The sequence below is a fragment of the Scopulibacillus daqui genome, from assembly GCF_016908855.1.
GTDB lineage: Bacteria > Bacillota > Bacilli > Bacillales > Sporolactobacillaceae > Scopulibacillus_A > Scopulibacillus_A daqui.
On record NZ_JAFBER010000001.1, the window covers coordinates 266,561 to 279,191 of the forward strand.

The 12,631-nt window shown below is 40.0% G+C and carries 13 protein-coding genes and 1 pseudogene; 9 read left to right on the plus strand and 5 right to left on the minus strand.

Going from position 1 to position 12,631, the window contains the following annotated elements; genetic code table 11:
* Positions 1-353: 353 nt before the first annotated feature.
* A complete protein-coding gene (locus JOD45_RS01350) occupies positions 354-1,478 on the plus strand; it encodes an AbrB family transcriptional regulator (protein WP_239548986.1) in 1,125 nt (374 codons plus the stop codon).
* Positions 1,479-1,685: 207 nt separating this feature from the next.
* Here the strand turns inward: JOD45_RS01350 and JOD45_RS01355 are convergent, their stop codons facing one another.
* Complete coding sequence (locus JOD45_RS01355; protein ID WP_205002044.1) at positions 1,686-2,453, minus strand: MerR family transcriptional regulator; 768 nt, start codon at positions 2,451-2,453, stop codon at positions 1,686-1,688.
* Positions 2,454-2,631: 178 nt separating this feature from the next.
* Here JOD45_RS01355 and JOD45_RS01360 point away from each other — a divergent pair, with 178 nt between their 5' ends.
* The 4 genes and pseudogenes from JOD45_RS01360 to JOD45_RS01375 all read left to right on the plus strand — a co-directional run.
* Positions 2,632-2,937 (plus strand): hypothetical protein, encoded by a 306-nt coding sequence (locus JOD45_RS01360; RefSeq protein ID WP_205002045.1) that lies wholly within the window; start codon positions 2,632-2,634, stop codon positions 2,935-2,937.
* Between the two features lie 132 nt (positions 2,938-3,069).
* The gene (locus tag JOD45_RS01365) at positions 3,070-4,215 is read left to right on the plus strand and encodes an aminotransferase class V-fold PLP-dependent enzyme (protein WP_205002046.1); all 1,146 of its coding nucleotides are present in this window, start codon (positions 3,070-3,072) and stop codon (positions 4,213-4,215) included.
* A gap of 51 nt (positions 4,216-4,266) precedes the next feature.
* Positions 4,267-4,854: a GNAT family N-acetyltransferase gene (locus JOD45_RS01370; protein ID WP_205002047.1), complete on the plus strand. Its 588-nt coding sequence runs from the start codon at positions 4,267-4,269 to the stop codon at positions 4,852-4,854.
* Positions 4,855-4,950: 96 nt separating this feature from the next.
* A pseudogene (locus JOD45_RS01375) lies at positions 4,951-5,370 on the plus strand (3-oxoacyl-[acyl-carrier-protein] synthase III C-terminal domain-containing protein); the annotation flags it as partial.
* 102 nt (positions 5,371-5,472) lie between these two features.
* Here JOD45_RS01375 and cyoE read toward each other — a convergent pair.
* Positions 5,473-6,417, minus strand: coding sequence for a heme o synthase (gene cyoE / locus JOD45_RS01380; protein WP_205002049.1), 945 nt, complete (start codon positions 6,415-6,417; stop codon positions 5,473-5,475).
* Positions 6,418-6,693: 276 nt separating this feature from the next.
* On the opposite strand from cyoE, the gene JOD45_RS01385 reads away from it, so the two are divergent.
* From JOD45_RS01385 to JOD45_RS01395, 3 genes are all read left to right on the plus strand, one after another.
* Complete coding sequence (locus JOD45_RS01385; RefSeq protein ID WP_205002050.1) at positions 6,694-7,113, plus strand: GNAT family N-acetyltransferase; 420 nt, start codon at positions 6,694-6,696, stop codon at positions 7,111-7,113.
* 84 nt (positions 7,114-7,197) lie between these two features.
* Complete coding sequence (locus JOD45_RS01390; protein ID WP_205002051.1) at positions 7,198-7,494, plus strand: ArsR/SmtB family transcription factor; 297 nt, start codon at positions 7,198-7,200, stop codon at positions 7,492-7,494.
* Between the two features lie 78 nt (positions 7,495-7,572).
* Positions 7,573-8,592 carry an NADP-dependent oxidoreductase gene (locus JOD45_RS01395; RefSeq protein WP_205002052.1) on the plus strand — a complete coding sequence of 340 codons (1,020 nt, stop codon included), beginning with the start codon at positions 7,573-7,575 and terminating at the stop codon, positions 8,590-8,592.
* A gap of 104 nt (positions 8,593-8,696) precedes the next feature.
* Here JOD45_RS01395 and JOD45_RS01400 read toward each other — a convergent pair whose 3' ends face one another.
* Positions 8,697-9,395 carry a FadR/GntR family transcriptional regulator gene (locus JOD45_RS01400; protein WP_205002053.1) on the minus strand — a complete coding sequence of 233 codons (699 nt, stop codon included), beginning with the start codon at positions 9,393-9,395 and terminating at the stop codon, positions 8,697-8,699.
* A 23-nt stretch (positions 9,396-9,418) separates the two neighbouring features.
* Positions 9,419-10,630 (minus strand): L-2-hydroxyglutarate oxidase, encoded by a 1,212-nt coding sequence (gene lhgO, locus JOD45_RS01405; protein WP_205002054.1) that lies wholly within the window; start codon positions 10,628-10,630, stop codon positions 9,419-9,421.
* A gap of 265 nt (positions 10,631-10,895) precedes the next feature.
* Between lhgO and JOD45_RS01410 the strand changes: the two genes are divergently transcribed.
* A complete protein-coding gene (locus JOD45_RS01410; protein WP_205002055.1) occupies positions 10,896-12,146 on the plus strand; it encodes an MFS transporter in 1,251 nt (416 codons plus the stop codon).
* A gap of 131 nt (positions 12,147-12,277) precedes the next feature.
* Here the strand turns inward: JOD45_RS01410 and JOD45_RS01415 are convergent, their stop codons facing one another.
* On the minus strand, positions 12,278-12,508 hold the full coding sequence (locus JOD45_RS01415) for a hypothetical protein (protein WP_205002056.1): 231 nt from the start codon (positions 12,506-12,508) through the stop codon (positions 12,278-12,280).
* Positions 12,509-12,631: the final 123 nt, after the last annotated feature.

Here is a 12,631-nt window from a genome sequence, read left to right on the forward strand (position 1 = left end):
GATCATGCGCGGGAAAACACTCAGTTTTCTCTTTGATGTTTATATTTCCCAATAGAAATAATATTCTAAAATATTATTCGTTATCCCTAAAGTGTTTTTGTATATCTTTCACTGTTTTATGGACTATCCATATGAGGCAATGATATTTACAAAACGTTAATAACTGATTAATAGCTATTTAATAAACCTCTTTTAAAATGAAGAAAGTCCGGTTCGGAAATGGGGTGGTTAATAGATACTTCTGCTTTTGGCTGATTTAGCAGTTGTTTTCCGTGAACTTTTGCTTTCCGATTATCGTCTGTTTAAACATAAAGGAAGCTGTGAAGTTATAAACTCGAAAGGAGCAAAGCTTATTGATTAAAGACATCCCAATGATTCAAAACATTTGGCTCATTCTACTAGGCAGTGCAGGAGGATTTCTCCTTTCTTTAACGGGTCTGTCAATTGGCTGGCTATTGGGGACATTAATAGTCACTGGCCTTCTGTCTCTTTTAAAACCAAGACTGGCATTGATCAAACAACAAAAAGGCATCCAGCCTTATTGGCGCCATACGGGTCAATGTATTTTAGGAATAACATTAGGCCAACAGGTGACGTTATCTGTTTTAAATACGTTTGAAAATAACTTTTTAACGATTATTTTTATGCTTTTTCTGTCTATTTTATTTGCATTGCTTGCTGGTCTCGTTCTGTGGCGTTATACGAATACCGATTTATTAACGAGTCTTTTTGCGACAACACCAGGCGGCATTTCGGCAATGCCAAGCATCGCTGAGGAAGTAGGGGCCAGCACGGTTGTCGTCAGTATCGTTCAGATCATACGTATTATTATGGTTGTCGGTGCGGTTCCTCTGACTGCATCATATTGGAATTTGGGTCTAGAGCACGCTGCAGACGGAGGAGCCGGCATCAATACAACGGTGCATTTAAGTTTATCGTCCGGGCTATGGACCATTGTATTAGCCGCATCCGCTATTGGAGGATATTATGCCGGTAAACAATTGAAGCTTCCAGCCCCTTGGCTGGTAGGGGGGATGTTAGGGGTAGGATTGGTCCAAGCCGTTATCTCATCTATAACTGGCAAAAATTTATCGGTGTGGTGGCCGCACTGGATAATGGTTATTGCTCAGATACTCATTGGCGCCAGCATCGGTTCCCGGCTGAATAGAAAGATGTTTAGAGGCGCTAAGCAGATCGTAACGGTTGGATTACTGAGTTCCTTAGGATTGGTTATGACCATGTTTTTATGTTCGATTGGTGTATCTGGTATGACTGGGATTCCGCTGGTTACGTGTATTTTAGCTTTTGCGCCGGGAGGAGTCGCAGAAATGGCTACGACTTCGTTAACGCTTCATGCCAATTCGGCTTTTGTTGTTGCCGTGCAGGTTTTGCGGTTAGTGACAATACTGGTCTTATTGCCCCCGATGTTCCGAATGTTGCAGTCAGTTAACCAAAGGCTCAGACAAACCAATGTATAGAATCAAGTGTCCGATGAGGTCATCGTTTCTATTATCCCAATGGAACAGGTAATGGAAGATTTTCCGAGGAATGGTTTAAGAGGTGGCTTGATGGCTATTAAAGGACCGATTCGACAATAGAAGCAAATAAAAAGGCGTAAGATATAACGGGCTTTTATTGGAAAACCGATTCCCTCTGAACCGGAGCAGAGAGAATCGGTTTCTTTGTTATATGGCCTTTTTCCCAGTAAAAATTAAAATAGCATCCCGCAAAAATTCAGCTCCGCCGTCAATAACCTTATCATAGTAAGCTTTAAAGCGTTCATCGGCTACATACATTTCAGCCAGGCCGGCATGAGCTTCTTCGGAATATTCCGGCCATGAATACATGAGCCATTCTTTGTGCTTTTCCGCCGCTTTTTGTGCGAGTGAAGAGGAAGGATCGCCGGTTGGGCAGGCTTGCTTAATCAGGTCAAAAAGCTCTTTTTCTAAAGCTTGCATAGCAGCGTAGTCATCTTCAGACATGCCTCGAAGTTTTGCGTTGGATGCATCAACTACTTTATTTCCGTATTTATTGCGGATTTCTTCTCCGTATTTTCGTTCATTCTCAGCGATTAAGTTCTCTTTAAACGCCGCAAATTTTTCTTTGTTTTCCATTGGGTATTCTCCTTTCAAATTAGCGATGGATTTTTCCACCGTTACAATCAATTTATCAAGGCGGTTTCTTTTTTCCACAAGCTTGCTGTGATGTTTCTGCAACGCTTGCTCTTTATCGAAGTTCGGATCATTCATAATGGCAACAATGGTTTCCAGGTCAACGTCCAATTCTCTAAAGAAAAGAATTTGCTGCAGCCGGTCGACCTCTTCTTGACCGTATATTCGGTATCCTGAGCCGTTAACTTTTGCAGGTTTGAGCAGGTTAATCTCATCATAGTAACGCAGTGTCCGCGGACTTACACCTGCTAATTGCGCCAGCTTGCCGATGGTGTATTCCATATGAATCATTCCTCCTTGATAAATCAATCATAAACCTTTACGTAACGTGAAGGTCAAGGGAAGTTTGATATCATTTTTGCCTATTCTTAATAAGACGAAGAGGAGAAAGCAAGAGGGATAAAGAATATAATGATGGAATTAAATGTTTGTTCTCATCTCGTTAAGAAAGAGGGTATTTATGAATAGTAAAGTTTTGGGGATATTATCTATGGCGATAGCGATTGTGCTTATGATTTGCGGATTTACTCTGCTCAATACAAACGGTAAATGGTTCTTAATGATATTGATTGTATGGATAGCTATTGAAATAGCCGGGGCTTTAATAACACAAAAAAAATTTAAGAGTCATCAATCACTCAGTTATTCCCTTCATTCTATACCAGAAAATAACGTTGTAATGCTTAAGAGCCGCAGAAGAATCATACTAAATACAGTGATTCTTATTATTGCCGGGGCTCTCCTCGTATGGTCTTTAATAAAGTGAAAAAAAGTGAGTGATGTTTTGTTGTCAATTGATCAAAGTGTTTAAAGTATTGAAATTGAGTTTTGAGATGTATATATGAAAAAGTATTTTTATTTGTACTGAAATCATCATTGAAAATAAGGAGGACAGCAAATGAGTTATCCAGTTTATAGTTATCGTTCGTTATTTCCCAGCTTATCTTCTCATATTCATCTAGCAAGCTGTTCTCAAGGAGCATTGGCGTCTCCAGTTTCAAAAGCGATTGAGTACTATCATAACAGCCTGATTGCCAAAGGAAACAATTGGCATGACGCGATGGGAAAAGTTGAAGCAGCAAGGGGGAAATTTGCTGAACTTATTGGTGCAGAAACGGATGAAATAGCTGTATTAACCTCAGTTTCTCATGCTGTTTCAGCCGTTGCGGCATCATTGCCCTGCCAAAAATATATGAATAAAATTGTATTTACCGATATCGATTTCCCTACAGTGGGTCATATATGGTATGCGCAAGATGATTTTAAAGATAATATCATTTGCATTTGCTCGAACAATGGGATCATACAGCCGGAACAATACGAAAAGCAAATAACCGGCGACACATTGCTGACATGTATTCCGCATGTGTCCTATCAAAACGGTTTTAAGCAGGATATTAGAGAAATTGCAAATATTGTTCATCAGAAAGGCTCGCTGTTATTTGTTGACGCTTACCAATCGGCAGGACATATTCCTATTGATGTAAAAGAAATGGAGATTGATATATTAGCGGCTGGAACACGGAAGTATATGCTGGGTATTCCTGGCACAGCTTTTTTATATATAAGAAAAGAGCTGGCCGAGCAGCTTAAACCACGGATGACCGGATGGCTTGGCCAGCAAAAATCGTCGGCATTTAATATTCATCATTCCCAATTTGCTGAAGGGGCCCGCCGTTTCGAAACGGGAACACCTTCTTTTATTAGCGTTTATGCAGGTTATGAAGCTCTAAATTTATTGCTTAGTGTGGGGATAGATCATATTCATTCATATTTAAATGATCTTGCACAATTGATCTGGCATTATGGACGGGAAAAAGGTTTACATATCATTGGTCCAAAAGATCATGAATACAGATCAAGCCTTACTGCCATTTATGCTGAAAACGCGGGGGAAATTGAAAGGATTTTAAGAGAAAGAAATATAATTGTTTCAGCAAGAAAGAATGCCGTCAGAATCGCACCTCATTTCTATAACACTTCCGAAGAAATCGTCCATGCCATTGATGAGCTCGCAAAATTAGTGAATGGCGGCAAATTCTAAGATAATCGAAGGCTATCAGTTAACGAGCTTTTTAAGAAAAGGAGACCAGTTATGAAAATAGTGCACGAAACCGCAGCATTGCGATTAATGTCTTTAACAGATGCAGACCTATTATATAAAATTGTTGAAGAGCACCCGGAAGTATGGACTTATTTAACATCCAAAATGGATAGCCGAAAAGATATGGATCAATATGTTAACTATACGTTAAGCCAGTATAAACAAGGCGTTGAGCTCCCGTTTGTTGTTGAAGATCAAAAGACCAAAGAAATCGTTGGCAGCACACGCTTATATCAAATATCAAAAGAAAATAAAACCGTTGAACTGGGGCATACATGGTACCATCCGAAAGTACAGAGAACCAGTATAAATACAGAATGCAAGTATTTGTTATTGAAATATGCCTTTGAAGAGCTTGGCATGATTCGTGTACAAATTAAAACAGATCTTCGTAATCTAAAGGCCCAGCGAGCAATTGAACGCATCGGCGCCGTGAAAGAAGGTGTGTTGCGAAGCGAACGGCAGCTGCCTGACGGTTATGTTAGAGATGCTGTTGTGTACAGTATATTGGAAGGCGAATGGCCGAATGTAAAAAAGCTGCTGCTAGAAAAATTGGCAAAGTATAAGGCGGTAAAATAGATGATTTGGATATGGTTATCGTATGTACAATCACCCCAGACTTTCATACGCCAAGTGCTGCTCCCATGTACAAGCGAAATTAGGGATTCTGAATACGGGGGCATTCATCTCTATTGTTCGAACTTGTCAAACCGTATGGAAGAAAAGAAAATAAAGAATCACGGTTTTGTTGTTCAAAATGGGCGGGAAGTCTATAAATGGGCTGTCACAACAGTTCCTAAAGGCATAAATAAATTGATCGAAAACGCTGAGGTAACATTAAATCATATTAACTGGTTCGTTCCTCACAGCGCTAACCTGAGAATGATTGAATCTATATGTGAAAAGAGCGGCTTTCCGATGGACCGAACATTATATAGTCTGGTTGATTACGGCAATACATCATCAGCTACAATACCTTTGTCCCTAGATAAAGGCGTTCGCGAAGGCAAGCTAAAAGCGGGGGACAACATTCTTTTATATGGCTTCGGCGGCGGGCTGGCACATTGCGGACTGCTTATTCATTGGACAATATAAAACCTTTTTTCATGTGTTTGGGGTTAAATATTCAAATATATGATTATCAAAGAATAAAAAAAGGGCGTTCAAAAGTGAAAAACACTTAAGAACGCCTTATTTTTACATGAAAAAGAAAATGCCGATAAGTGAATGAATAATGATTGTCAAAAATAAGATGGCATTGTGAAGAAGCGAAAAAATAAACATCGCTTTTGCCCATTTTTCAGAATCCATTCTTTTATAGCCGACAATGCTTAAGATAAGCCATGCAGCACTTAAAATCAGTGAAACCAACATGATGCCGATGCTTAATGATCCAAATAGAAAGCTGACGGCAATTAAAACAACTAAATAGATATTCGTTTGTATATAGGTTCGTTTCACACCTTTTACGACTGGAAGCATCGGGACTTTTGCAGCCCTGTATTCGTCCTCCCTGCGGATAGCGATCGCATAGAAATGGGGCATTTGCCAAAGGAGAGCAATGACAAAAAGGCCGAGAATAGCAGGATGCGTGATGTCTTGATGTATAGCTGCCCAACCCATAAGGGGCGGCATTGCTCCTGAAATGCTCCCTATTTCGGTATTATAAATGGTTCGGCGCTTACTCCACATCGTGTAAGGAACCACATAAAAAAACAGCCCCAAAAATCCTAATAACCCAGCTAGAGGCGTTGCTAAAGTAAGGGCTGCCAGACCAAGAACGGCCATTGAAATTCCCAGCCATAAGACAGTCTTCGGATGTATTGCACCGGTCACGGTCGGTCTGTTTTTTGTTCTCTTCATAATCGAGTCGATATCACGATCATAAAGGTTATTAAAAGCCCCGGCTGCGCCTATCACCAAAATCGAACCGATCAAGACAAAGATGATTTCCGGAAGTTTATCAAACAGGCTGATGCGATAAGTATATAAGGCCAATGTTAATCCAGCAAACATTGGAATTAAATTTGATTTAATAATTCCAGATTTAACGGTTTGCGATAAAATCTTTGAGAAAGTCTGATTCGGTATCGTTAAAGGGGCATTTTGAACATTTTTATTGATTTTTACATCCCTTTGCATGATTTCCCTCTTTTCTTTGTACCCGATTATCAACGTTTATCAGTTTAACATAGTTTATTAAAAAAAAGAGTGCCAAGCATTGAAAACTTTAGAACAAAATTTGTTAATCCCATATAAAGACATCCATAAAATAGTATGAGTTCTTTATCTGTTTTTAATCATTTTTGGAAAGTTATTCAAAATCTCTGTTTAAGGATGTGCGATGGAAAAGGACAATGATAAAAATAGCTAGAAGATATAGATATAGAAAGCTGTTAAATAGAAGGAGATGAATAGATGGATATCACAATACATAGTGACTTTTCGCAGGCCAGTCTAGATGAAATAAGAGAAGTTTATCGTTCTGTCGGCTGGACGAAGCATTCAAACGACATCATTAAACAAATTTTTGAAGCGAGCAATGTCTTAGCATTTGCGACGTTAAATGGAAGAATAATTGGATTTGGCCGAGCGGTTTCAGACGGTGTTTTTAACGCTGCAATCTACGATGTTGTTGTCCATCGGGATTTTCAAAATCAAGGGATAGCCAAAAAAATCATGACTTTTCTTCTTAGCCGGCTCAGTCATATTTCTTGTGTGCATTTAATATCAACAACCGGAAATGAAGGTTTTTATCGGAATCTTGGATTAAAACGAGCAAAAACAGGCATGGCAAGGTACCTTAATCAAGAACTGGCGAATGAATATTTGGAATAGCAATGAGAAATAAGGAGGATAGGGACTTGCTTATATTTGGACTTGACGCTTGACAAGGATAAATCCCGGAACTAAGATAGTTATATGACTATCAAACAATATAACTTAGATGAAAATCGTGTCAAGATCTTTAAAGCCTTAGCAGAGGTAAAGCGAATTGAAATTATCCGGTATCTCTATCATGATGAAAATCAAACAAAAAATTCATGCGGTGATATCGGATCAGCGATTGGAATGAACAAGTCCAATGTTTCTTATCACCTTAAGATTTTAGCTGAAGCTGGCTTGATCGAAGCCGGCCGCGACGGTCAACAAAAATTTATAAAAATAAAGGAAGACACTTTTCGGGAGTTTTTACCTGGTTTTTTGGCTACACTATAAACCAAAAAACCTTTATTTTTTTATTTATTGTTTGATAGTTTTAAAACTATAATATGATTTTTGGAGAGGGATAAAGCAATGAATAAACAAAATCAACAAATCCTATTGGCAAGACGTCCAGAGGGAATGCCAACAAAAGAGACATTTGCATTCCGTGATATCCCTAAAGATCATCCGGAAGACGGTCAAGCCGTTATTAAAACGCTCTATTTATCCGTCGATCCGTATATGCGCGGGCGGATGAGTGCTGGAAAGTCTTATGTCGAACCTTTTGCATTAAATGAGCCTATATCTGGAGGCGTCGTCGGTGAAGTCGTTGAATCGCGTTCGGAGAAGTTAAAGGTTGGAGATAAGGTACAGGGCTTATTAAATTGGCAGCTCTACAATACTGTTGACGCAGCAAGCGTTCGAAAAATAGAAAATACGGATGTGCCTTTATCGGCTTATTTAAGTGTTCTGGGTATGACGGGCTTAACGGCTTATTTTGGCTTGCTTGATATTGGTCAGCCGAAAGCGGGGGAAACGGTTGTTGTCTCAGGAGCAGCAGGTGCTGTCGGATCAATCGTTGGGCAAATTGCAAAAATAAAAGGAGCCAGAGTGGTCGGCATTGCAGGTTCAGATGAAAAAATCAGACATTTGCAGGAACTTGGCTTCGATAAGGGGATTAATTACAGAACAGCCGATAACTTGCAAAAAGCTGTTGAAGAAGCTTGTCCTAATGGCGTAGATGTCTATTTTGACAACGTGGGGGGCAGCATTTCTGATGCCGTGCTAAATTGTCTGAATGATTTTGCCCGTGTACCGCTTTGCGGCGCCATCTCTTCTTATAACATTCCCGAACATGAAGATTTAGGGCCGCGCATCCAGCCTAATCTGTTAAAAACACGTTCAATGATAAAGGCTTTTATTATTGGTGATTACAGCAAGGATTTTGATAAAGGAATTAAAGATCTTGCTGAATGGTTATCTCAAGGCAAACTTAAATACAAAGAAACAATGATAGAAGGATTTGAAAATGTGCCTAAGGCTTTTCTCGGGCTGTTTGAGGGAAAGAATCTTGGCAAGCAGCTTGTAAAAATAAGTGATCCATCTATGTAATCAGCCTCTGATCCAGCATCAAAGCCTATCCGAATAATAATAGATTTGAAAAGCGAATAGGGAAGTTTAAGTGAAGGGGCAGGAAAGACTGCCCCTGTCTTAAGTTAGTCTTTTAATAACACAAGGAGTTTCTTTTCAACGTTCCTCAAATGGATAGAACACTGAACTTTGGCAAGCTCGGGTTCACTCTTTTCAATGGCGCAAAAAATGGCTTTATGCTCTTGATATACGATTTGTCTTCTGCGTTTGAGTCCGATATTTTGTTTAAGAGTGATTGACAGTGCCTCTTTATAAAGTGAGGATAGACTTTCCATCATATGAATCATTACTGGATTATGCGCGGCATAAATAAGCGAACGGTGAAATTGAAAATCAGACGCCATACCTGTTTTATCCTCAGAACCGAGATCGCTTTCCAGCTGCTTCAGGACTTCTCTTATCCGCTCCAATTCTTCCGGTGTACGCCTCAAAGCGGCTAAGTAAGCGGCTTCCGGTTCAAGTATTCTCCGCATCTCGAATAGATGCTTTAAAGTTTCTGCATCGTTTTCTTTAATTTGGTAACGCTGCAACAAAGCATAAGGGATTGTTTCTTCTACATAACTGCCTCCGCCTTGTTGTGACGAAACAATTCCCATGGCACGCAAGACGCTCAGTGCTTCACGAATAGAAACCCGGCTGACACCGAATTGAGAGGCGAGTGCCATTTCAGTAGGCAATTTAGAACCTGGCGGGTAGCGGCCGGATTCAATTTTTTCTAGCAAATCACGGGAAATTTTTTGAGAGATCTTTTCTTTCTTTTCCATGTTTCCCCTCACCAATATATGTTTTAAATCGTATATTGCATCGACTGGCCAGGCGCTAGTATCCTGCTGCAAATTTCTTCACCGATCGAAATAGATGCAGTCGCAGCCGGTGAAGGGGCGTTTAAAATATGGATGGCGTGCTTGTTTGATATGATAAGAAAGTCATCAATGAGCTTCCCGTCTCTTGTCAATGCTTGTGCGCGAACGCCATTTTCCGCAGAGATTAAGTCGCTTTCTTTTATTTCAGGAATCAGCCGCTGCAAATTGCGTACAAACATTTTTTTGCTAAAAGAACGAACCGTTTCTTTTAATCCTTCGCCTAAATGCTGCCGGGCAATTTTCCAAAAGGCCGGATATGTCATGATTTCAGCGAAATCTTTGACATTAATATCTTTTTTGCGGTAACCTTCCCGCTTAAAACCTAGAACAGCGTTGGGGCCTGCATGAACGCGGCCATCGATCATTCGAGTCAAATGAACACCGAGAAACGGAAAATTCGGATTGGGCACAGGATAGATGAGGTTTTTGACTAAATATTGCTTTTCAGGTTTTAATTCGTAATATTCCCCTCGGAAGGGAACGATTTTCATATCTGTCTTTATTCCTTGAGCGGCGGCTATTCTATCAGAGTGAAGACCGGAGCAATTAATCAAGTAACGGGCGTGGTACTTGCGTTTTTGACATTCAACGGTAATGCCGTTTTTATCATCGCTGATGGACTCTGCTTTTGTATTTAATAAAATGGTTCCTCCTCGTTCCTGAATGATTTGGGCAAACTTTTCCGCAACCTGCCTATAATTAACAACCCCTGTTGATTTAACATGGAGAGCCTTCAGACCATAAGCGTGCGGTTCAATATCCTTTAATTGTTCGGGACCGATCTTTGAGATGTTAAGGCCGTTCTGGCGTCCGCGTTCATACAAGTTCTCAAGCAACGGCAATTCCTTTTTCTCTGCCGCCACAATCACTTTTCCGCAAATGTCATAAGGAATATCGTATTGATCGCAAAAGTCTCGAAGCTTTTTGCCGCCTTCTTTTGAAAACTTGGCTTTTAAACTGCCTGGTTTGTAATAAATGCCCGAATGGATAACGCCGCTGTTGCGGCCTGTTTGGTGAGACGCGAGTATGCGTTCTTTTTCAATGACAAGCATCTTTGCTTGAGGATAGCGCTTGCTTAGGACGTAGCCCACAGACAAACCAACGATTCCGCCGCCTATAATGATATAGTCGTACATTTTATTTCACCTTTCTTTCGAAAAAGTTTGCAGCAAAGCCAGTTGAATAATTTGTAATACATATTATAAGTGTTGTTATAAAATAAAACAAATACAAATATTCTAAAGATTGTATAGACAAAGCGAATTTCTTTGTTTATACTGGTTTTACATCAGAAAATCAATGAACCTTAACGTTTAAGGCGTCATAAGAAACAACAATTTGTATGACTAATTTTTTTATACTGATTTGAAAGCGGATACAATGGGGAGGAGCGGTTAATATATGGTGTCTTCGAATCGAAATCTATCATATGAAAGCAGCCTGGAAGGCGAAAAAACGAATTTCCGTTGGTGGTTTGCTGTTGCGCTATGGTTTTTATTATTAATTTCCTACATTGACAGGACAAACATTTCAATTGCCGGACCGTTTATGGTTAAGGAAGGTGTTGTGACACAAGGCGCCCTTGCGTTATCTAATAGTCTATTCCTGTTCATGTATGGTATTTCAAACATATTTGGCGGATATTTCAGTGACCGGTTTGGTGCACGAAAAACAGCATTGTTTGCATTGATCTGGTGGTCGGTGATGACATTATTTACAGGGCTGATCTGGAGCTCGGTTTCATTAATCATGTCCCGCGTCCTATTAGGTCTTGGGGAAGGCATGCATTGGCCGTTAAATTCAAAATGGGTGAAAGCTTGGTTTCCATCTCATGAACGTGCGCGCGCGAATATGTTTTGGGAATTCGGATTGACGATGGGACCAATCATGACCGGACCTCTCGTCACATGGATGATTCTTAGTTCCGGCACTTGGAAGACACCTTTTATCGTGATGGCTCTTATCGGCTTAATCATGATGGTGCCGATCGTTTGGTTAATTGCCAAGGACCGTCCGGAAGAAAGTGCGTTTGTATCTAAGAAAGAGTTATCTTACATTCAGGCAGGACGCGTTGAGGAAGCGGCGGAAAATGTGAGAGTCGGGCAAGTTTTAAGAAAAACAGATTTTTGGCTGCTGCTGATCAATTGGGTTGGCATGGCGACGGTATTTTACGGTATTCTTTTTTGGCTTCCGTCTTACTTAATGGAAGTGCGCCGCATTTCTGTACATATGACCGGATTTTGGTATATGATGCCTTATATCCTTATGACAATCTGCATTATCTTAACAGCCTTTTTAAGCGATAAATGGATGAAGCGTTCAGTTTTTGCGGGTGCCGGGACTTTGATAGCCGGTTTGGGATTATTTCTTGGCACGCATGCTGATAATATCGTTTTGGCAATGCTTCTTATCTCAATTTCCAGCGCCATGAACGGGGTTGTTCTTCCGACAATATGGAGTTCGCTGCAGCGCATGTTTCCGAGTAAAAGTGTTGGGATGGGCGCGGGGCTTCTCAATGGATTGCAAAATATCATTGCTGCGATCGGCACTTATATTTTAGGCATTTCTTTTTCCATAGGATTTTCCTATCTCATTATATTAGCTTTAATTGGCGGGATCAGCGGATTAATTCTTGCAAAGAGAGGCTATTAGTTCCCGCAGCAATGGCAAAAAATATAGTCCTTCCATTAGCGGTTTAGAGAAAGCCGCTAATGGAAGTTTTTTTATATCCTGATGATACCACCGATATGAGTATACTCAAATACTGGTCCTTTACTGGTCCTTTAATCTTTAATCTCTTCGATCACCCTGCTGACCAATTCAATTGTAAATCTTTCGCAATGCCGTCTGACAGCTTCTATTTGCTTAAAATGAAGGGTTGCGAGTCCTGATTGCCCAGCTTCCCGGGCGTTTCTCATTTCCTCAAAGGCATGATTAAATTCATCCTCGTAAATTTTGTTAATTTGCTCTAATATTTCAACGGATAATTGATTGACATCAATCTTATGCGCCAAAATCTCATCTCCTTATTTTTGTCTTTTTTAGTGATGTATCAATGATAGTTTAATGTTAGCAAAGATTTCGGTAAAGTGCATTTTTAAAAAAACATCTCTTAAAAACAGCTATTAATCTAGCAT